Origin of the sequence: Mesorhizobium sp. M7A.F.Ca.US.006.04.2.1 (genome assembly GCF_004022915.1) — a bacterium.
GTDB lineage: Bacteria > Pseudomonadota > Alphaproteobacteria > Rhizobiales > Rhizobiaceae > Mesorhizobium > Mesorhizobium ciceri.
The window spans coordinates 1-567 of the sequence record NZ_RZQA01001575.1 but is presented as its reverse complement, the minus strand read 5'-3'; the positions used below and the strand labels follow the sequence as shown (position 1 = coordinate 567).

Sequence of the window (567 nt, the reverse complement as noted above, 5' to 3'; positions counted from 1 at the left end):
TTATAAGAGACAGGTGTAGATCGACACCGACCAGGTGCCGCGCATGGCGTTGGGGGCGAGCGGCAGGTCGACGGCATGGCCGCCGGCCGATGCGCCGTCGCTGACGATACGGCGGTCCTCGACGCCGTCGGGGCGCGAGAAGATGAAGGTCAACGGCAGGTTTTCGACCGCCTTGGCGGCACCGTCGCGAGCAAGTGCGGCGACATGAACATCCTCGCCGGCGCGGTAGATACCGCGTTCGGTCCAGGCATAGACGTCGAGCGCACCTGGCGCCGCGCGCCCGGTGACGCCGCGGTCGGACAGGTCGAAGCCGGCCCGGCCCATGTCGAGGAAGACGAAGTCATTGTCGCCCTGCTTTGCCATCAGCACGGCCGGCACCATGCCGCCGTCGCCGCGCGTCAGGCCGGGGTTGAAGACGGCATGGCCGTCGGCATCCGACGTCGCCGTGCCCAGAACCTCATTGTTCCTGGCGACCAGCGTCAGTTCGGCGCCGGCGATCGGCTTGGCGCTGCCCAGCGAACGGGCAAAGACATTGAGCCCGTCCTGACCGGTATAGGTCGACAGGCC

General features: G+C 68.1%; 1 pseudogene. It reads right to left on the bottom strand.

The window, feature by feature from the left end:
* Positions 1–12: 12 nt before the first annotated feature.
* Positions 13–567: pseudogene (locus tag EN925_RS38810) on the bottom strand (MG2 domain-containing protein); the annotation flags it as partial.